The sequence below is a fragment of the Enterobacter cloacae complex sp. P12RS genome, assembly GCF_014895875.1.
Lineage (GTDB): Bacteria > Pseudomonadota > Gammaproteobacteria > Enterobacterales > Enterobacteriaceae > Enterobacter > Enterobacter bugandensis.
In genome coordinates this window covers 91,278-110,973 of the sequence record NZ_JADBQO010000005.1, presented here as the reverse complement: position 1 = coordinate 110,973, position 19,696 = coordinate 91,278, and the positions used below count along the sequence as shown (strand labels likewise).

Below are 19,696 nucleotides of genomic sequence, written 5' to 3'. Positions count from 1 at the left end.
GGAGAATCTGATGAAAAAATACCAGCGTCTGGCGCAACAAATTATCTCGCAGATTGAGCTTGGCGTTTGGCTGCCGGGCGATAAGCTGCCTTCCCTGCGAGAGCAGGTGGCAAGCAGCGGCATGAGCTTTATGACCGTTGGCCACGCGTATCAGATGCTGGAAAGTCAGGGGCGCATTGTCGCCAGGCCGCAGTCGGGCTATTACGTTGCCTCGCGCCCGACCGCACTACAGCCTGCGCCGCCTGCCCAGGTAATGCGTGATGAAGCGGTAGATATCAACACCTATATCTTCGAGGTCTTACAGGCCAGCCGCGATCCGTCCGTTGTTCCTTTCGCCTCCGCGTTTCCCGACCCCCGGCTTTTCCCGCTTCAGCAGCTCAACCGCTCGCTGGCAAACGTCAGTAAAACCGCTACCGCAATGAGCGTGATTGAGAACCTGCCGCCCGGTAACGCTGAACTCCGTCACGCCATTGCGCGCCGTTATGCGCAGCAGGGGATGAACATCTCGCCGGACGAGATCGTCATTACCGCAGGCGCCCTTGAGGCCCTCAACCTGAGTTTGCAGGCGGTGACGGAGCCAGGAGACTGGGTGATTGTTGAAAACCCGTGTTTTTACGGCGCGCTGCAGGCGCTGGAGCGTCTGAAGCTAAAAGCGCTGTCGGTCGCCACAGACGTCCGGGAGGGTATCGATCTGAATGCGCTGGAGCAGGCGCTGAACGACTACCCCGTAAAAGCCTGCTGGCTCATGACCAACGGCCAAAACCCGCTTGGCTTCACGCTGAGTGCGGAAAAAAAAGCGCGTCTGGTCGCGCTCCTGACGGAGCACAACGTCACTTTGATCGAGGACGATGTCTACAGCGAGCTCTATTTTGGTCGCGAAAAACCGCTTCCGGCCAAAGCCTGGGACCGGGTAGATATGACGCTTCACTGCTCCTCCTTTTCAAAATGCCTGGTGGCGGGGTTTCGCATCGGCTGGGTGGCGGCAGGAAAACACGCGCGCCGCATTCAGCAGCTGCAGCTGATGAGCACGCTTTCAACCAGTTCCCCCATGCAGCTGGCGTTGGTGGACTACCTGGCGACAAAACGCTACGACGCCCATCTGCGTCGCCTGCGACGAACCCTCGCCGAGCGAAAACAACAGGCGTGGCAGTCGCTTCTGCGCCATATGCCCGCCGGTGTCAAAATCCACCACAACGACAGCGGCTATTTTTTATGGCTGGAGCTACCTGCGCAGCTGGACGCGGGGCTGCTGAGCGAAAAGGCCTTAACGCACCATATCAGCATTGCGCCCGGAAAGATGTTTTCCACCTCTGACGCGTGGACGCCGTTCTTCCGGTTTAATACGTCCTGGGCGTGGGGCGAGCGGGAAGAGCAGGCGGTCATTCAGTTAGGTAAATTAATTAGCACAATGATGGAATAACTTTTCCCCTTTATTTAAATAATCATTTCTTATCCTGACGACGGCACGGCAAATATTTTGCGGTGCCGTATCATATGAAATCTGCATACCGGCTTTCGCGGCTAACTCCTTGTCTATAATCCAGTTAACGGGGAATGCGTCCTCGGTCACACCTTGATGAAAATTCCTTAAGCCGAACTGTGCGGCGCATTTGCGCGGTCTACGTTTAATAAGGGAGATATTTTTACGGCACGGCTGCCGCTAAATTTCATTGCGACAGGAGTAACTCTTATGAGCAAAAAATTTGCCCGCAGCAGCCTGTGCGCGCTCGGCATGACTATCATGACCGCGCAAGCCGCAGAACCACCAAAGGCCATTGGCGACGGGGAAGGCCGACTGGATATTATCGCCTGGCCGGGGTACATCGAACGCGGACAGACGGATAAAAATTATGACTGGGTTACCCAGTTTGAAAAAGAGACCGGCTGCGCGGTCAACGTTAAAACGGCGGCCACGTCCGATGAAATGGTCAGCCTGATGGCGAAGGGAGGTTACGACCTTGTCACCGCGTCAGGTGATGCCTCGCTCCGCCTGATTATGGGAAAACGCGTTCAGCCGATTAACCCGGAACTGATCCCCAACTGGAAAACCCTTGACCCGCGCATCGTGAAGGGCGAGTGGTTTAACGTGGGCGGCAAGGTCTACGGCACGCCGTATCAGTGGGGGCCCAATCTGTTGATGTACAACACCAAAACCTTCCCGACGCCGCCGGACAGCTGGAGCGTGGTCTTTACGAAGCAGGATCTGCCGGACGGCAAAACCAATCAGGGACGCGTGCAGGCATACGACGGCCCGATTTATATCGCCGATGCGGCGTTGTTCGTCAAAGCCACTCAGCCGCAGCTGGGTATTAGCGACCCGTATCAGCTCACTGAAGAACAGTATGCCGCCGTGCTCAAAGTACTTCGCGACCAGCATGCCCTGATCCACCGCTACTGGCATGACACCACCGTCCAGATGAGCGACTTCAAAAATGAAGGCGTCGTGGCCTCCAGCGCCTGGCCGTATCAGGCGAATGCCCTGAAGGGCGAGAACCAGCCCGTTGCCACCGTCTTCCCGAAAGAGGGGGTGACCGGCTGGGCGGATACCACCATGCTGCATGCGCAGGCAAAACACCCGATGTGCGCCTACAAGTGGATGAACTGGTCGCTCACGCCGAAAGTGCAGGGCGATCTGGCGGCATGGTTTGGCTCGCTGCCCGTCGTGCCTGAAGGGTGTAAGGCCAGCACGCTGCTGGGTGACAAGGGCTGTGAAACCAACGGCTATAACTATTTTGTCAAAATCATGTTCTGGAAAACCCCCATCGCAGAAGGCGGAAAATATGTGCCTTACAGCCGCTGGACGCAGGATTACATCGCCATCATGGGTGGCCGTTAATCATCCGGGAGCAGAACATGACGTACGCGGTAGAATTTAATGACGTTTCCCGTCTGTACGGCGACGTGCGGGCGGTGGATGGGGTCACCATTGCCGTTCGTGACGGAGAATTCTTCTCCATGCTGGGGCCTTCGGGCTCCGGCAAAACCACCTGCCTGCGTCTGATTGCCGGCTTTGAGCAGCTGTCTGGTGGCACGATATCTATCTTTGGCAAAGAGGCGAGCGCGCTGCCGCCGTGGGAGCGGGACGTGAACACCGTATTCCAGGATTACGCGCTGTTCCCGCATATGTCGATCCTCGATAACGTCGCCTACGGGCTGATGGTGAAAGGCGTCGACAAGAAAAAACGCCACGCGCAGGCTCGCGACGCGCTGGAAAAAGTGGGCTTAAGCTTTGCCGTCGCCCGCAAGCCTTCGCAGCTTTCCGGAGGCCAGCGCCAGCGTGTGGCCATCGCGCGGGCGCTGGTGAATGAACCGCGCGTCCTGCTGCTCGACGAGCCGTTAGGCGCGCTCGATCTCAAGCTGCGGGAGCAGATGCAGTTCGAGCTGAAGAAACTTCAGCAGGAACTCGGCATCACCTTTATTTTCGTCACCCACGATCAGGGTGAAGCCCTCTCCATGTCGGACCGGGTGGCGGTGTTCAATAATGGGCGCATCGAGCAGGTCGATACCCCGCGCGATCTCTACATGCGCCCGCGCACGCCGTTTGTCGCCGGTTTTGTCGGCACCTCGAACGTCTTCGATGCAGGCCTTGCGCATAAAATCTGCGGCATGGAGGGCAGCTATTCCCTGCGTCCGGAACATATCCGCCTGAATGAGGGGGGTGAGGTTCAGGTGCAGGGCATCGTCCAGGCCGTTCAGTATCAGGGGGCTGCCACGCGTCTTGAGCTCAGGCTCGCCGACGGTGCAAAACTGCTGGTGAGCCAGGCCAATCTCAGCGATTTCTCGCCGCTAAGCGGCATTGCGTCGGGGCAGGCCGTCACGGCGTCGTGGTCGCGCGAGGCGATGATTCGCCTGCAGGAGGAGAGGTGAAATGGCTATGAGTGTCGCGCACCCTCCCGCCCCGCGCGGCCGCATAAGCCACATTACGTCACTGTTCTGGCGTAAACCGTCGCTCGGACTGTTCCTGCTTCTGCTTGCACCGCTGATGTGGTTTGGCATTGTCTATTTAGGATCGCTGCTGACCCTTTTGTGGCAGGGTTTTTACACCTTTGACGATTTCACCATGGCGGTCACGCCGGATCTGACCCTGGCGAACATTCTGGCGCTCTTCAATCCGGCAAACTACGACATCATCCTGCGCACGTTAATGATGGCGATTGCGGTGACGATTGCCAGCGCAATTCTGGCGTTCCCGATGGCCTGGTACATGGCGCGATACACCCGCGGCAAGTGGAAAGCGTTTTTCTATATCGCCGTGATGCTGCCAATGTGGGCGAGCTACATCGTCAAAGCCTACGCCTGGACGCTGCTGCTGGCGAAGGACGGCGTGGCACAATGGTTCCTCAACCACCTGGGGCTGGAGCCGCTCCTGACCTCGATCCTTACGCTCCCCGCGGTAGGTGGCAACACCTTATCCACCTCCGGGCTGGGACGGTTTCTGGTCTTCGTCTATATCTGGCTGCCGTTTATGATCCTGCCCGTTCAGGCGGCGCTGGAACGTCTGCCGGCTTCGCTGCTGCAGGCCTCAGCCGATCTCGGCGCGCGCCCGCGCCAGACCTTCCGCTATGTCGTTCTGCCGCTGGCTATCCCGGGCATTGCCGCGGGCTCAATCTTCACCTTTTCCCTGACGCTGGGGGATTTCATCGTACCGCAGCTGGTTGGGCCGCCGGGGTTTTTCATCGGTAACATGGTCTACTCCCAGCAGGGGGCGATCGGCAATATGCCCATGGCCGCCGCGTTCACGCTGGTTCCCATCGTGCTGATTTCACTTTATCTGGCGTTCGTGAAGCGTCTGGGAGCATTCGATGCACTCTGAACGCGCACCGCTGTTCCTGAAAGTGGCAGCGTGGGGAGGTGTCATCTTCCTGCACTTCCCGCTGCTGATTATCGCAGTCTATGCCTTTAATACCGAAGATGCTGCCTACAGCTTTCCGCCTCAGGGGCTGACGCTGAAGTGGTTTACGGCGGCGGCGGGGCGCGGCGATATCATCGAATCGGTGACGTTGTCACTTCAGATTGCCGCGCTATCCACCGCGATAGCCCTGGTGCTTGGCACGCTTGCTGCAGCGGCGCTCTGGCGAAGCGAGTTTTTTGGCAAGAACGCGATCTCGCTATTGCTGCTGCTGCCGATTGCGTTGCCGGGGATCATCACCGGCCTGGCGCTGCTGACAGCGTTCAAAACAATCAACCTTGAGCCGGGGTTTTTCACCATTGTGGTTGGGCACGCCACGTTTTGCGTGGTGGTGGTCTTCAATAACGTGATTGCCCGGTTCAGACGCACCTCCTGGAGTCTGGTGGAAGCGTCGATGGATCTCGGGGCCGACGGATGGCAAACCTTCCGCTATGTGGTGCTGCCCAACCTGGGCTCCGCGCTGCTGGCCGGGGGAATGCTGGCGTTTGCCCTGTCGTTTGACGAAATTATCGTCACAACCTTTACGGCGGGACACGAACGCACGTTACCGCTGTGGTTGCTCAATCAGCTAGGCCGTCCGCGCGACGTGCCGGTCACCAACGTCGTTGCACTGCTGGTGATGCTGGTAACAACCATCCCCATTCTGGGAGCCTGGTGGCTAACCCGCGACGGCGAGAACATCGCCGGCGGCGGGAAATAACATTGATTTGAACAGGACAATGCTATGCAAACACATCTGCTGATAAAGGGTGAATTGGTTGCCGGAGAGGGAGAGAAACAGCCGGTCTATAACCCGGCCACCGGGGAGGTGCTGCTGGAGATTGCTGAAGCGTCAGCGGCACAGGTCGACGCAGCGGTTCAGGCCGCCGAGCGGGCTTTTGCTGAGTGGGGACAAACGACACCGAAAACGCGCGCCGAGTGCCTGCTGAAGCTCGCGGATGCGATTGAAGCGCATGGCGAAGAGTTTGCCCGGCTCGAATCCCTCAACTGCGGCAAGCCGCTGCACTGTGCGCTGGGCGATGAAATTCCCGCAGTGGTCGACGTTTTCCGTTTCTTCGCCGGGGCGGCCCGCTGCCTGAACGGGCTGGCCGCGGGTGAGTACCTTGACGGCCACACGTCGATGATCCGCCGCGACCCGGTGGGCGTGGTTGCCTCTATCGCGCCGTGGAACTACCCGCTGATGATGGCGGCATGGAAGCTGGCGCCTGCGCTGGCGGCCGGTAACTGTGTGGTCATCAAGCCGTCTGAAATCACGCCGCTAACAGCGTTAAAGCTGGCGGAGCTGGCGAAAGATATCTTCCCGGCTGGCGTTCTCAACGTGCTGTTTGGCCGTGGAAAAACGGTGGGCGACCCGCTCACCGGACATGAAAAAGTGCGCATGGTGTCGCTGACCGGTTCGATTGCTACCGGGGAGCATATCATCGGCCACACGGCATCCTCCATTAAGCGCACCCACATGGAGCTGGGCGGTAAAGCGCCGGTTATCGTGTTCGATGACGCCGACCTGGATGCGGTTGTAGAAGGCGTGCGGACGTTTGGTTTCTACAATGCCGGGCAGGACTGTACGGCGGCCTGCCGTATCTATGCCCAGAAGGGGATCTATGCCCAGCTGGTGGAAAAGCTCGGTGCCGCGGTCGCCAGCCTCAAAATAGGTGCCCCGGAGGATGAATCTACTGAACTCGGTCCGCTCAGCTCGGCTGCCCATCTTTCACGCGTCTGTCAGGCGGTTGACGAGGCGAAAGCCCTTGGCCATATCCGCGTGGTGACGGGCGGGAGCAAAAAAGAGGGGGCGGGCTACTACTTCCAGCCAACGTTGCTGGCCGGGGCGAAACAGGAGGATGCCATCGTTCAGCGAGAAGTGTTTGGACCGGTGGTGAGCGTCACCGAATTCGACGATGAAGCGCAGGTCCTGGCCTGGGCGAATGATTCGCAGTACGGCCTGGCGTCGTCGGTCTGGACGAAAGACGTGGGACGCGCCCATCGCCTGAGCGCGCGCCTGCAGTACGGCTGCACCTGGGTCAATACCCACTTTATGCTGGTGAGCGAAATGCCGCACGGCGGCATGAAATTGTCTGGCTATGGAAAGGATATGTCGGTGTACGGGCTTGAGGATTATACGGTTGTCCGGCATGTGATGATTAAACACTAGAAAATCATGCCCGGCGGTCTGCATCGCCGGGCGTTTGCTTTACCATCCACACACCTCGTGCTCATTTTCCGTGTCGTAAGCGCGGACGGTATTCACCAGATCTTTTACCACGTCTGCGGCGACGTCGGGGATGAGCAACTCCATGGGGGCCTCTGTTTCATAATCCACCGAGACGCCGTTGCTGTTGTTGGTCACGGTCACTGTGTACGTTGCTTTACCCACGCGGTTACTCCTTATGTGTATTGACCACTTTGCCGATGCCCGCGCCCTGAAGCGTAACGTCAGGATTGGCAAAAAAGTCGATATTGAAATAGGTATCGTCGGTCAATAGCTCGATGCGGTGCCATTTCTCCGGCGGCGAGATGCCAAACGATCCGGCTTCAATCACCAGCTCCAGATCCGGTTTGATCGCGTCAGCGTTCGGGAAACCAAAATAGCGCACCGCACCCTGCATCACCGACAAACGGCCATATACGCTGGCTTTCGTATTATGGTGGGTGAAAAGGGCTTTTGGCGCGGTGTCTTTGTTCCAGAATGGCGTGGAGCGGGTATGAACAAAATTCTCAGGGATACGTAGCATAAATGTTACCTCGTAAATAAAAGCCGCTTAAAGCGACTTCAGCACCTCTGGTTCGACGAAAAATTCAATATTGAACAGCGTGTCGTCGCTCATCACCTCTATGTGATGCCATTTCTCAGGGGGAAAAACACCGAAGTGGCCGGCCCTGATAATCAGTGTGCTGTCAGGCTCAGGGGCATGTTCATCAGCATAACCCAGGTAGCGGACGGCACCCTGCATAACGGACAGGCGGGGATAAACGCCCGGACGGGTACCCGTGTCGAGATGACGCTGAAAGATCCCGGCGGGGGCAGTTTCTTTATTCCAGAAAGGGGTAGAGCGGGTATGAATACAGCTTTGCGGAATGCGTAGCATATTGCCTCCCATGTAAGTCTGCCTTTATTAGACGCCTATGCGGAAGAGAGGATTTATCAAAAAGTGCATTTAACTTGCATGTTATCAATAAAGATAATGGGTGGCCCCTCTTGTTTGTAATACAAAATACTCAGTTGTTATTAGCCTTAATGTTTAAGTGGTTATTATGTAATAAAAAAACTTGATCTGTATCAACATATGACGCATATTGCGTGCGGTTATTTTTTCGGCTCTGGTATACAGAATGACGTTGTATCAAAAGATGTTGGTTTTTTACGCAGTGATGGCTTCCATCTGTGCATTGATTACCTGGTTCCTTTCTAAAGACCGCAAGCGCATCCGCCTGCTTAGCGCGTTTCTGGTCGGGTCGACCTGGCCGATGAGTTTCCCCGTTGCGCTGCTGATTTCTCTTTTCTGAAGCATCCTTCCATTTTCGAAAGATGAACATAGCATTCCAGTTACGATAGCTGTATAAATACACAGTGCATCGTAAAAGGAGTGCTTATGAACAGTTTTTACTCGCAGCATGCGGGTTGCACCGTGCGCTGGCATGATTTGCCCGGCTCTGGCGATCCCGTAGTCTTTATCCACGGATTGGGCTGCGCCTCTTCCTATGAATATCCTCGCGTCGTCCGAGACCCTCAGTTTGGCGGGCGCAGAGCTATTCTCATCGATTTACCCGGCAGCGGTTACAGCGATAAGCCTGAACATTACAGCTATAAAACGACTGAACAGGCGCGCGTCGTGGCGGAGTTGATTGACCATCTTCAGCTGGATGCTTTCTGGTTATACGGTCACAGCATGGGCGGCAGCATTGCTATAGAAACGGCGGGGCTGCTGGCACCGCGCGTGAAGGGGCTGATGGTGTCGGAGCCCAATTTTCACGCCGGTGGGGGGATGTTTAGCCGCGCTATTGCGGCGCAAACCGAACACCAGTTTGTGGCGCAGGGCTATAATGCCATGCTCCGTAAAGAGACCACCGCCTGGGTCGGGTGCCTGCAAAGCAATGCACCCTATGCCGTCTGGCGCGGCGCATCAAGCCTGGTCGCCGGTGTTGAGCCGGACTGGGAAGCGCAATTTCTGTCGCTGCCTTGCCCGGTGACGTTGATTTTTGGTGAGCTCTCACTGCCGGATGACGATGTGGATAATCTGAAGCTGAAGGGCGTTGAGGTCAAAATCATCCCTGCGGCGGGGCACTCCATGTCGTGGGAAAACCCGTCGGCACTGGCGCAGGCGTTAGCGGAGTGTATGGCGGCGTGATTATCGTCGCGGAATACAGGCCGGGTAAGCGCAGCGCTACCCGGCAAGATAGGCCGCTACAGGATTAAAGCCCGCAGTGCCCGACGTGCGTCAGGCTGAACATCATGCGGATGCTGATAATCAATGTTTTCGATTGCCCGGCTATAGAGGGCAACCAGCCAGTCGTAAACGTACGCGGTGGCCGCATGAACAGGCTGCTCCCCCAGACGCGTCAGGCGCGGTGCGGCACTGCTGACGACGGGCGTAACAAAGATTGCCTGACCTTTGCGAATGCGGCTTGCGGGGCGTTCTGCTGACGGGGTCTGGTCGTAACCCAGCCAGCCAACGAAATTCCCTATCACCGCATGCAGCTGCGCCGCGCTGCTTTTATCCGCGTCGACAATTCGCTGAAGCTGTTGCGGGAGATTAAGCCGGTAGCTGGTTACCACCAGCACATCCGCGATTTGCTGCAGCACCGCGGGCTCCAGACCAAGACGGGCGGCGGTAGCTTCATTGCGGCTCCACTGGCGCAGATGATTTATCCATACTCTGTGCGCCAGGCGCGCTTTGTCTTTTGTCTGGAATCGTCCTGCGCTTTCCTGGGCGTTATCGGCGAACAGATCGATGGTGTCCGTGAACAGCCCGTTCACCTGCTCCTCGCGCGGCTGCTGAACGGCGAGCAGCGTTTCAAAGGCTTTCAGCGGCGGCAGCAGGCCCTCAAGCAGCTCGCCGTGACGGGCGGCGCTGCTTTGCAGCGTGCGCACCATGTTTTCGGCCTGAGCACGTCGTGTACCCGGTTCCTCAACCAGCGGCGCCAGATAGCTTTGCATCAGCGACGCGATCTCCTGCCGCAGCAGGTTTTTCAGCGTGCCGAGACGCTTCTGCCGCTGTGCCGGGAGCGTCGCCTGAGACAACCACTCAATGACGCGCTGCATGCTGTGGCTGTCCAGCGCCTGCAGAGTTCCCCAGCGCAGGCCTGGCTTGCCCAGCAGATGCTGTACGGCTTCATCGAGATTCTGTCGGGTAGTGAAACGAGCGTCATGCGGTGTGATCGCCCACACCAGCCCCGGCAGGGCAGACTCCTCGGCAGGCTGGGTCTCTTTAATCCAGCTAATTAACACTTTTGCTTTTTGGGCCGTCTGCTCGTGCCGCGCTGTCGCGTTGCAGATAACCAGCACATCCGGCTGGAGCTGCTGGCGGTAATGTTCAAGCAGCCACTGGCATTTAGCCTGTACTAAAGGATCGGCACTGCCGTCTTCAAAGACCGGAATATCAATGATATCAACGTTATCCAGCGCGCCATTCTCAACCGGCAAGACCAGCTCGCGGGTAAGGAAAGCAAGCACGTCGACCGGGATGCTGATGGCGTTGAGCATTTCACCGTTGTTCAGCGGATGAAGCAGCGTCTCCTGAGTTTCCTGCTGGGTTAAGGTACCGTGCGTCAGGAACCCTTCACCAGGCAGACCAAAGCTGTCCACCAGCAGGCTCAGCGGCGCAGCCAGCTCGCTCGCATGGCTGGTCTGATGCAGCACGTGGGCAAGCTTCAGCCACTGCTGGGTTAACTCCTGTTGCTCGCCCCACAGCAGCGACCAGACGCTGGCGCGGGTGCTGAGATCGAGCGATGGCACCAGCTGGGCAAACTCATGCCACAGGGCGTCATCAATTTGCTGCCTCGCGGCGGGTACCATGCTTTGCCAGAAACGCGAAATCGCACCCACATCCTGCGCCGTGATGCCGGGCACGCTCTGCGGCTGGCGAAGGCCGCGCCATTTCTCCAGACGCGTCTCAATGACCGCCTTATCCACCGCGCGCATCTGCGGGTGCAGCGTCGTGCGGGCAATAAACAGCTGTACCAGCTCGGCCTCGGTGACCAGGCTCAGACGCAGCGGAAACGCCTCATCCTTTATCTCCGGGGTGTCTCGGGTGAAGCGCACGGCCATGTTGGTCAGGGCATGCCCTGGGTTAATATGCGAAAAATAGTCAAAGGTGCGCTGGCCCGGCATCACGTTCAGGCGCCCGTTACCGCTGCCGCACAGCGACAGCAGCAGGTGCGCTTTGGCGCTTTGAGAATGGCCGTAAAGCCCAATGCTGCTCCGGCGGGTCAGGGCGTGTTCAATGGCCTGCTCCCGCGCCTGCGCCGCGTTGATGCGAGCAAGCAGGGCATCAGCATCGTTATCCAGCACAGGGGCGGTCAGGCGCGTCTCATTAATCCACCCGATTAAGGCCTGAGTGGTGGTCGTCGTCGCTGTCATTTCAGGTATACGCTCCCGCTGTCGATCCAGTAGTGGCTGCCGCTGTGTCGGCGATCGGCCAGGGTATTCAGTTTGAAGGTTAACGCGTCAGGCGCAACCGGCGTGCCGTCCTGCAGCCAGGCATCGCTGAGCTCGAAGGACTCAGGGCCCTCTAATTTGCTGCCGCCGCAGAGCTTAAGCCGCACGTTCAGCACGCCGTCGCCGGCAATCGCTTTTGCCAGTTCAGCCGAGTTGATGCTGAGCGTATAAAGCGGCGTGGCGGGCCAGCGCGCGTTCGCCAGCTGGCGGAAGCCGAGGGTGACGTTACCGCGCAGCGGGAAGTGCAGCCGCGCGTCAAGCTTCGCGCCGGGTTTATCGAGATCGATATCCTGATACCAGACGTTTTCCTCGCGCAGGGTATTGACGGTGTTATCCAGCACGCCCAGATAGCGCACGGTGGAATAGGCGCCAATGTCCGCGGCCTTAAAGTTAAAGCGCGGCAGACGCAGATCGAGCGCCAGGCTGCAGAGCATGGCCCCCACCGCGGCGGTCGATTTCGGATTGCCTATGCGCCCCTGCTGGCTGAAGGGATACCACTCGTGAACCTGATATTTATCCAGCCAGACGATGCGGTTGACCGGCACCGGCTGCAGATGCCGAATCAGCGCCTGAACGCCCGGCAGGCAGCCCGGGCGCCCGGTGATGAGCAGAATATCGCAGCTGTAATGGGAAATCGCTTCACACACCGCGTGGAGCGGCGAGGTCAGCGTAAACTGACCGGCCAGCATTGCATCCTGCATTTCGCGGAAGTTCACGTGCAGCGGCACGGCGAACAGGTCGAACGCCTCTGAGCCCGCCGGCAGGGCATGATCGATTGCCTGCTGAAGATAGTTCATCACGTTGCGGGTTGGTTTCTGCGCAAGGAGCTCGCCAAAGGTGGCATGCAGGCCCGCCAGCGGATCGTCAATGTCGCTGGCTTCCCACGCGGAAAGAATGGCATGGCCAATCGGCATAAAGAGCTGAAGCGCTGTTTGCTGGCGCAGTACCGCCTGGGTATCAATACGCCCGGAGTCGCCGAACAGCGACGCCATCAGCAGTGAGGCGTCCGCAATGCCGGATTTCTGCAGCTGCGTTTGCAGGGCGGGCAGGACATAGCGCTGAATCACGTCCAGCAGGGTATCGTCGCCCGCCACCTTGAACCCTTCGCGGAACAGCAGTTGCGGGGTGATTTTGACGTTATTACCGGAGCCGTCATCAAGCTGGTAGTGGGTTATTGCCATATCCGTGGTGCCACCGCCGATGTCGATAGACGCGACGCGTAATGCGCGGCCCGGCTGCACGCCCGGCTCAGGTTCACGATCCGTGCGGGCGAGTGAGGCGAAAAAGGCTTCCGTCTGGCCGCCAAAACGGGAAATCGCTTCGTTATACAGCCACACCAGCTGACCGCAGCTGGCTTCATCCCACTCCATCTGGATCTCAGGGACCGGCACCACGCTTTTTTCCTGCTGCTTGCGGGTGGCAAAATCTTCATCCTGCGGGTGCCAGCCCATCGCTTTCCAGACGATGGCAATGGCTTCAAACATGCGGCGACGGAAAATCTCGCGCTCCTGCTTCGGCATGGCCGAGGGCAGGGTCAGAATCAGGGTGCGCAGCTGGCGCGGCGAGGCCGGGAAGCCCAGGCGCAGGCGGGTGGCGACGCTGTTGATCTGGCCCAGCGCCTGCGCCAGCAGCTCGCACAGCATGTGCGTCATCAGCGTGCTGCGGCTGTACTGCGGCGAAAAGACCGGCAGCCGCTCGTCCTGCGGCAGCGTAAACAGCGGCTCACCGTCATCGTTCATCAGGTTCATCAGCGGAAACGCCGTGGCGAGCGGTTCACGCTGGGTTTTGCCGTTCATCTGGCTAAAGCGCCAGTCCTGCACGACAGGCGTTTCATCCCACAGGTAGCGGCGCGGGCTGGAGATGCCGCTGTTACCTTCGGTTCCCAAGCGCTGCATCGCCAGCTTGCGGGCTTCATCGCCCACGCGAACAATCGACGGCCAGACAAACGCATCTTCGCGACCGCTTTCCACCGAGAAGTGCTGTTTGCCAAAACGCGCTTCGGAGAATTCAAGACGGCTGGTAAAGAGAGGCTCGTTCAGGAACTGCGGCTCGCTTAACGAACGAACCTGCAGCTCGGCGGTCTGCCGAAGCCCGTCGTTTGCATCACCGTGGTCTTCGATAATGACGCCGCAGGTGTGGGTATTGCCCACGTCGAGGATCAGGTCGACCGGAATGGCAGGCGTGCTGAGCGTATGGGTGACAAATTTCACCTCCGGAACGGTGAGCTGTTCACCGAGCATGGTCAGTACATTGAGCCAGTGGGCCTGATATTCAAAACTGCGCATCGCCTGATGCAGGTCGCGTTCAGAGCGGTTTTCAACGCCGTCGGCATACTGGGTAAATGCCTCGCGCAGCCAGCCGTCAATCCAGGTCTGGTCGAGGAAGCTTTCTACCTCACTATCGCGCCACGCCAGCGCAAAGCGGGTTCCGTTCAGAATATCGTTTTTAACCGGCGACAGGGCGGAAGTGGCATGCTCCGCGATCTGGCTGTCGAGCGCGAGGGTGACGCGGTGCGAGTTGCCTGCCGTGTCGGGCTTCTCGAGCTTGCGCACCTGAACGCGCGCCCAGTTATCCGGTCCTTCCACAAAGGTCCGCGGCGGGTTGAAGCGCAGGAAGGGCACGGGAAGCCAGACGCCGTCCAGCACGGCAAGGGACTGATTCAGCGGAATGGTGGTTTCCGGTTTAACCACTTCAGGCTGACCGCCGTTCGTCCCCGGCAGGGTATAGCGCCCGTTCACCAGGTCGAAATCGAGTCGCAAAAGGGGGCCGTTCGCGGTTTTACGTACGAAGCGCCCGTTGCTGGCGGTGTCCTGCGGCGTCAGACCGAAATCCAGGAACTGCACGCCGCTGTTGGCAATAAGCGTGACGCTTTGTTTATAGTCGCAAAGATTTACCAGCATAGGATCAGGCACCTGCTTTCTTGAACGTCAGTGGGACGACGGTGTTGGCGTCATAGCGAGCGCGACATTCTGCGATATCGCTAGCCCCGGCTTTACAGGCGACTTCCGGCATCGGATAGCGGGAACCGTCGTTGCAGCGAGCATTGCCGCGACTTTTAATCATCAGCTCGCCATTGCTGTGCAGCCCGGAGAAAATCTCCGCGCGGCAGACAATGTTGTCGCCGTGCACGACGCGGGCGAAACCTTTATTATTCTGGATTTGATAGCGCATTGACGGCGGCTTGCCGGTGACCGGATCTTTCACGTCGAGAACCGCGCGCCAGGTACCGTTCAGGAAGCGCGTCGACCCGGCTTTCACCTGACCGGCTTCCATCACCATGGCATCTTTCGGGATCGGAACAATTACCACCGGTGCGGCTTCAGGTGCAGGAGCGGGTTCTTTTTCTTTACTGGCGACGACCTCAGCCTGATGCAGGGGGAGATTCATAGCCAGCGGCTCTACCGCTTTGATCGGCTGCGGTGCAATAGCCACGGGCTCAGGAGCCGGTGCCGGAGCGGGCTCTGCCGAAGGGGCCTGTTTTGGCCACAGCAGCGGCGCGGCAACGGCTGCCATAATCACGGCGGCAACCGGCAGGGTCCACAGGGGAATGCGACGTTTTTTCGTGACGGCAACAGGCGCAGGTTCCTGAGCCGGTTGCGCAACAACCGGCGCGGGCTCCGGCTCATACAGTTCTTCCGGCGTAATACGCACGGCTGTGACGGGCGCAATCAGCGGCTCGTCTGCTTTTTCAAAGGTGATGGCCGGTTCGGGCGCGGGTTCTGGCTCGGGCTCTTCAATCACAACGGGGGCAGGCTCGGGGATCAACGCTTCACGCAGGCAGTCGAGGACATCGTCGCGCGCATTTTCGTTCAGGTTTACAAAACCCCAGAAGCAAATAATCGGCTTTCCTGCGACCAGGAAAACAAAATTCTCGCCGGGAAACTGAAACGCTTTCGACAGCAGCGAGCCGAAAAGCTGCTGCGCGGTTTTGGGCGACTGGAGGCATTTCTTGCTTAACGACTCAACGCTGGCAAGCGTGTTTTCCAGATAGCGCAGGGCACGATAGCGGTCGTCTTCACTGGCCGCCTTCCAGCTGGTGACGCTTCCCTCAACGGGGGAATACCAGTCCACGCGGTCGCCGCTGTCGTTGACCTGAGGAATAGCCAGACAGTCCACTATGGCCTGCTGTTTGCGCAATCGAAGCGCTTCCCGGATTTGTAACGCTGATTCAAAAACGGCCTGTCCGCCGCCGCCAACGGCCTGAAAATCATCCAGATTACCGCTGCGTAAAAGAGTTTTTGCCACGATTTGATCCCATATACTTCTTCACACCGTTACTTTAACGAAACGAGGAAGCAAACAAACGGAGGAAGAGACGCTAAAAGCGCCGATTTCTTGCGGCATAGATCGTGACGGTTGTGCTTGACGAATAACGTCACTTAAGGCAAATCACCTTTTTTTGCACTGGCGGCAAAACCGGCAAAAAACGCGGCTTTAGAATAACCTGATAGTGTTTCGTTATTTGCCAGGTGATAAGGGCTGTGCTGTTATTACTGACCTATATAATAAAACTGTCAGGGTTATAACTATGTCTACAGGGAAAACGCTGCTCGCCCTTGCGCTGAGCGCTCTTTTACCAGCCGGTGCCGCATGGGCGGCAAAAAACGACACCCTTATTTACTGCTCCGAGGCATCGCCAGAGTCGTTCAACCCGCAAATCGCCAGCTCCGGCCCGTCGTTCGTGGCCAGCTCTCAGGTTCTGTACAACCGCCTGATCAATTTCGACCCGGTGAAAAATACCCCGGTACCGTCACTGGCGGAATCCTGGACGATTTCACCGGACGGCAAGACCTATACCTTTACCCTGCGCAAAGGGGTGAAGTTCAACAGCAACAAATACTTCAAGCCGACGCGCGACTTTAACGCCGATGACGTTATTTTCTCGGTGATGCGTCAGAAAGACCCTAAACACCCGTACCATAATGTGTCCCAGGGCAACTACGAATACTTCAACGATGTCGGGCTCGATAAGCTGATTCAGGACGTTAAAAAGGTCGACGATTATCACGTTCAGTTCACCCTGAGTGAACCCAACGCCGCGTTCCTGGCCGACTGGGGAATGGATTTCGCCTCGATCCTCTCCGCCGAATACGCCGATGTGATGCTGAAAAAAGGCACGCCTGAGAACGTAGATACCTGGCCGATCGGTACCGGGCCCTATGTGCTCCAGCAGTACAAGGTGGACTCGCTGATCCGCTACGTCGCTAATCCGAACTACTGGGATGGCGAGGTGCCGACCAAACATCTTATCTTCTCCATCACGCCAAACGTGGAAACCCGCCTGGCGAAATTACAAACCAACGAGTGTCAGATTATTCCTGCGCCGTCTCCGGTTCAGTTTGACGTGATTAAAAAGAACAAAGACCTGACGCTGCACTCTGTCGATGCGCTGAACGTCGGCTATCTGGCGTTTAACACCGAGAAAAAGCCGTTCGATAACGTGCTGGTGCGTCAGGCGCTGAACTACGCGACCGACAAGAAGGCTATCGTTAATGCGGTCTTTATGGGCTCCGGTACGGTGGCTAAATCGCCGATCCCGCCAAATATGCTGGGCTTTAATAAAGATCTGCAGGACTACAGCTACGATCCTGATAAAGCAAAAGCGCTGCTGAAGCAGGCCGGGCTGGAGAAGGGCGCAGAGGTCACGCTGTGGTCAATGCCGGTTCAGCGTCCGTATAACCCTAACTCGCGTCGTATCGCGGAGATGATCCAGAGCGACTGGGCGAAAGTCGGCGTGAAGGCCAAAATCGTCTCTTACGAGTGGGGCGAATACCTCTCCGGGATGCGCAAAGGCGAGCACGACTCCGCGCTGTTCGGCTGGATGTCCGATAACGGCGACCCGGACAACTTCGCCGATGTGCTGCTGGGCTGCAACAGCATTAAAACCGGGTCAAACGCCGCGCGCTGGTGCGATAAGGGTTATGATGCCCTGGTGCAAAAAGCGAAGCTGACCAGCGATCCGGCCGAGCGTGCGAAACTGTACGGCCAGGCGCAGGAGATTTTCTACCAGCAGGCACCGTGGATCGCGCTGGCAAACGGCAAAACGTTCTTTGCAACCCGCAGCAACGTGACCGGATACAGCGTGAGCCTGATGGGCAGCGATTTCTCTAAAGCGAAGCTGAACTAAGCATTTATTGCCGGGTGAGGCGTAAGCCACCACCCGGCAAAAACAAGGAGTGACAATGTCACATTTAAACGAAGTTATCGCCCGCGTGGATGCCGCCATCGAAGAGAGTGTCATCGCCCACATGAACGAACTGCTGATTGCATTGAGCGATGATGCCGATCTCAGCCGTGAAGACCGTTACGCCCAACAGCAGCGTCTACGTACCGCGATTTCGCACCACGGTAAGCAGCACAAAGAGGAGATGGACGCGCGCCAGGAACAGCTGACCAAGGGCGGCACCATACTGTAATCAAAACTGGCGTCGCGCTACCAGCCAGGCCCCGACGACCAGCATCACCGCGCCGCATACCGGGCCGATCAGCGCGCGCAGGGGAATGCCATGGCTTCTCAGCACGTCAAGGACCAGCCCGCCAATCAACTGGCTTGCGACCAGCACTGCGATGGTCGTTGCCGCGCCCACGTTCTGGTAGCCGCTGATGCTGGCAAACACAAAAAAAGACCCCAGGAGCCCCGGGATCAGCGTCCACCAGCGCACCGTTGCGGCCAGCTCACTGAACCCGGCGAAGCCCTGCTTCAGCAGCAGAATGCTGACAAACAGCACAATGCCGACCAGGGAGTTCAGCAGCATTGCGATAAGAATGGTGGAGGAGGACTGGGTGATACGCACCATTAAGGTGTTTTGCACCACCAGACCGATCCCCGCCGCCACCAGGAACGCCAGCGTCAGCGACTGATTCATGGGATTGCGTCCGGGTCGCTGCGCTCGTCCAGCTGCAGCTGCATAAAGGTTAAGTCCAGCCAGCGGCCAAACTTGGTTCCCACCTGCGGCATCTGCCCCGTGGTCACAAAACCGAGCGTTTCGTGGAGGTGAATCGAGGCCTTATTTTGCGCTTCAATGCCGGCCACCATCACGTGTTTGCCGATGGCGCGGGCCTCGTTGATCAGCGCTTTCATTAGCGTGCGGCCAATGCCTTTACCCTGATGCTCCGGATGGACATATACCGAATGCTCAACCGTGTGACGAAAGCCGTCGAAGGCGCGCCAGTCGCCGAAAGAGGCGTACCCGGTAACCACACCATTTTCCTCAGCCACCAGAACCGGGTAACCCGCGAGCGTGCGGGCCTCGAACCAGGCGATTCGGTTATCGGTATCAACGGTTTTATCGTTCCAGATCGCGGCAGTATGCAGCACCGCATGGTTATAGATCTCTCCTATCGCAGCGCAGTCTTCTTTACAGGCGTGACGAACGATCATGATTAAACCTCTGTATGTTGTTTACTATAGTATTACGCTATAGATATGATATTACACAACTGTATCGTCAGAGCGCTACGTGAGAATGATTATGTGCCCCATTGAAACGGCGTTCATACGCTTTAGTATGACGTTATGAACACAATAACAGACACAATGAATCAGCGTATTAGCGCCAGAATTCGCCTCGAACGTGAATCACGCGGCTGGTCTCTTAGCGAGCTGGCCGAGCGGGCGGGCGTATCTCGCGCCATGATCCACAAGATAGAGCGCGGCGACAGCAGCCCGACGGCTACCTTGCTTGCCCGCCTGTCAGGCGCGTTTGGGATCAGCATGTCGACCCTGATTGCCAGAGCCGAGATGCAGGAGGGAAAACTCCTGCGCCTGGCGAACCAGCCCGTCTGGCGCGATCCGCAAACCCACTACCTTCGTCGCCACGTTTCTCCCCGTACCGATCTGCCTATCGACCTCGTTCAGATTGAGCTGCCCGCGGGGAGCGACGTCCCGATGCCGGCGTCCTCCTACGCGCTCGCGCGGCAGCTGATCTGGCTGCAGTCCGGCGAGCTGGTATTTCAGGAGGGCGATACTCGCCACGAGATGAAGGCCGGAGACTGTCTGGAGCTGGGGCCGCCAAACGACTGCCGTTTTATCAACGAAACGAACGAAACCTGCATCTATCTTGTGGTCCGGCTTAACCAATCTGCCTCGTAATGTTAAGGCGATAATGCCGATCGTGAGCCAGGCTGTAATGACA

Annotated in this window: 19 protein-coding genes; 11 read left to right on the top strand and 8 right to left on the bottom strand. The window is 58.0% G+C overall.

The annotated features are described in order from the left end of the window. Nucleotides 1–10: 10 nt before the first annotated feature. The 6 genes from IM284_RS02445 (at nt 11) to patD (ending at nt 7,058) form a co-directional block, all read left to right on the top strand. Complete coding sequence (locus IM284_RS02445; protein ID WP_047368654.1) at nt 11–1,420, top strand: PLP-dependent aminotransferase family protein; 1,410 nt, start codon at nt 11–13, stop codon at nt 1,418–1,420. Nucleotides 1,421–1,690: 270 nt separating this feature from the next. Further along, nucleotides 1,691–2,836: a putative ABC transporter substrate-binding protein YdcS gene (gene ydcS / locus IM284_RS02440; protein WP_047368653.1), complete on the top strand. Its 1,146-nt coding sequence runs from the start codon at nt 1,691–1,693 to the stop codon at nt 2,834–2,836. A gap of 17 nt (nt 2,837–2,853) precedes the next feature. Beyond that, the gene (locus IM284_RS02435; protein ID WP_047368652.1) at nt 2,854–3,867 is read left to right on the top strand and encodes an ABC transporter ATP-binding protein; all 1,014 of its coding nucleotides are present in this window, start codon (nt 2,854–2,856) and stop codon (nt 3,865–3,867) included. Between the two features lies 1 nt (nt 3,868). Then, entirely contained in the window at nt 3,869–4,813 is a 945-nt protein-coding gene (locus IM284_RS02430; RefSeq protein ID WP_047368651.1) for an ABC transporter permease, read from the top strand. After that, nucleotides 4,803–5,609, top strand: coding sequence for an ABC transporter permease (locus IM284_RS02425; RefSeq protein ID WP_028013304.1), 807 nt, complete (start codon nt 4,803–4,805; stop codon nt 5,607–5,609). Before IM284_RS02430 ends, IM284_RS02425 begins: the two co-directional genes overlap by 11 nt. Before the next feature lie 24 nt (nt 5,610–5,633). Continuing rightward, a complete protein-coding gene (gene patD / locus IM284_RS02420) occupies nt 5,634–7,058 on the top strand; it encodes an aminobutyraldehyde dehydrogenase (protein ID WP_047368650.1) in 1,425 nt (474 codons plus the stop codon). A gap of 39 nt (nt 7,059–7,097) precedes the next feature. On the opposite strand, the gene IM284_RS02415 is transcribed toward patD, so the two are convergent. The 3 genes from IM284_RS02415 to IM284_RS02405 are packed head-to-tail and all read right to left on the bottom strand — an operon-like array spanning nt 7,098 to nt 7,992. Beyond that, a complete protein-coding gene (locus tag IM284_RS02415) occupies nt 7,098–7,280 on the bottom strand; it encodes a DUF1869 domain-containing protein (protein ID WP_003856955.1) in 183 nt (60 codons plus the stop codon). A 4-nt stretch (nt 7,281–7,284) separates the two neighbouring features. Further along, nucleotides 7,285–7,638, bottom strand: a complete 354-nt coding sequence (locus tag IM284_RS02410; protein WP_047368649.1) for a DUF1971 domain-containing protein — start codon at nt 7,636–7,638, stop codon at nt 7,285–7,287. 27 nt (nt 7,639–7,665) lie between these two features. Then, complete coding sequence (locus tag IM284_RS02405; protein ID WP_041912006.1) at nt 7,666–7,992, bottom strand: DUF1971 domain-containing protein; 327 nt, start codon at nt 7,990–7,992, stop codon at nt 7,666–7,668. 244 nt (nt 7,993–8,236) lie between these two features. On the opposite strand from IM284_RS02405, the gene IM284_RS02400 reads away from it, so the two are divergent. Both IM284_RS02400 and IM284_RS02395 read left to right on the top strand, forming a co-directional pair. Then, entirely contained in the window at nt 8,237–8,410 is a 174-nt protein-coding gene (locus IM284_RS02400; protein ID WP_014883956.1) for a GhoT/OrtT family toxin, read from the top strand. An 86-nt stretch (nt 8,411–8,496) separates the two neighbouring features. After that, a complete protein-coding gene (locus IM284_RS02395; RefSeq protein ID WP_047368648.1) occupies nt 8,497–9,252 on the top strand; it encodes an alpha/beta fold hydrolase in 756 nt (251 codons plus the stop codon). A 56-nt stretch (nt 9,253–9,308) separates the two neighbouring features. On the opposite strand, the gene IM284_RS02390 is transcribed toward IM284_RS02395, so the two are convergent. The 3 genes from IM284_RS02390 to IM284_RS02380 are packed head-to-tail and all read right to left on the bottom strand — an operon-like array spanning nt 9,309 to nt 15,806. Further along, complete coding sequence (locus IM284_RS02390) at nt 9,309–11,483, bottom strand: virulence factor SrfC family protein (RefSeq protein WP_047368647.1); 2,175 nt, start codon at nt 11,481–11,483, stop codon at nt 9,309–9,311. Next, on the bottom strand, nt 11,480–14,461 hold the full coding sequence (locus IM284_RS02385) for a virulence factor SrfB (RefSeq protein WP_047368646.1): 2,982 nt from the start codon (nt 14,459–14,461) through the stop codon (nt 11,480–11,482). Before IM284_RS02385 ends, IM284_RS02390 begins: the two co-directional genes overlap by 4 nt. 4 nt (nt 14,462–14,465) lie before the next feature. Further along, nucleotides 14,466–15,806: an SrfA family protein gene (locus IM284_RS02380; RefSeq protein WP_047368645.1), complete on the bottom strand. Its 1,341-nt coding sequence runs from the start codon at nt 15,804–15,806 to the stop codon at nt 14,466–14,468. Nucleotides 15,807–16,089: 283 nt separating this feature from the next. Between IM284_RS02380 and IM284_RS02375 the strand changes: the two genes are divergently transcribed. Together IM284_RS02375 and IM284_RS02370 are read left to right on the top strand one after the other, a co-directional pair. Beyond that, nucleotides 16,090–17,688, top strand: a complete 1,599-nt coding sequence (locus tag IM284_RS02375) for an ABC transporter substrate-binding protein (protein ID WP_047368644.1) — start codon at nt 16,090–16,092, stop codon at nt 17,686–17,688. A 55-nt stretch (nt 17,689–17,743) separates the two neighbouring features. Then, nucleotides 17,744–17,977: a YdcY family protein gene (locus IM284_RS02370; RefSeq protein WP_041909781.1), complete on the top strand. Its 234-nt coding sequence runs from the start codon at nt 17,744–17,746 to the stop codon at nt 17,975–17,977. On the opposite strand, the gene IM284_RS02365 is transcribed toward IM284_RS02370, so the two are convergent. Both IM284_RS02365 and IM284_RS02360 read right to left on the bottom strand, forming a co-directional pair. Beyond that, nucleotides 17,978–18,427 (bottom strand): DMT family transporter, encoded by a 450-nt coding sequence (locus tag IM284_RS02365; RefSeq protein WP_028013294.1) that lies wholly within the window; start codon nt 18,425–18,427, stop codon nt 17,978–17,980. It abuts the gene before it with no gap. Continuing rightward, entirely contained in the window at nt 18,424–18,942 is a 519-nt protein-coding gene (locus tag IM284_RS02360) for a GNAT family N-acetyltransferase (protein WP_045260624.1), read from the bottom strand. The genes IM284_RS02365 and IM284_RS02360 overlap by 4 nt, the downstream gene beginning before the upstream one ends. A 135-nt stretch (nt 18,943–19,077) precedes the next feature. On the opposite strand from IM284_RS02360, the gene IM284_RS02355 reads away from it, so the two are divergent. Continuing rightward, on the top strand, nt 19,078–19,653 hold the full coding sequence (locus tag IM284_RS02355; RefSeq protein WP_028013292.1) for an XRE family transcriptional regulator: 576 nt from the start codon (nt 19,078–19,080) through the stop codon (nt 19,651–19,653). The last annotated feature ends 43 nt before the right edge of the window (nt 19,654–19,696 follow it).